At 62.6% G+C, this 206-nt stretch carries 1 protein-coding gene; it reads right to left on the reverse strand.

All coding sequences use genetic code 11. The features are described from left to right. A partial coding sequence (locus MFF64_RS37770) for a transposase family protein (protein ID WP_238194255.1) occupies positions 1-203 on the reverse strand: 203 nt, incomplete at its 3' end. Positions 204-206: the final 3 nt, after the last annotated feature.

A 206-nucleotide genomic window follows, 5' to 3' on the forward strand; every position in this document is an offset into this window, starting at 1 on the left:
ATGCGATGTCGGAACTGCAGCAGCGTGTCCAGGAATTCCAGCTTCTCCCGGCCCCAGCGTCGGATCTCGACGAAGTCCTCGGCCGAGGCCAGGGTCGCGCACAGGACCAGCAACATGATCTCCGGCAGCGGGTAGACCACCTTCCAACTCTGGCGCGGGTCTTCCAACGCCGAAAAATGCTCCACCAGTGCCTTGCCTGACATCGG

Origin of the sequence: Methylobacterium frigidaeris, assembly GCF_022179185.1 — a bacterium.
Taxonomy (GTDB): Bacteria; Pseudomonadota; Alphaproteobacteria; order Rhizobiales; family Beijerinckiaceae; genus Methylobacterium; species Methylobacterium frigidaeris.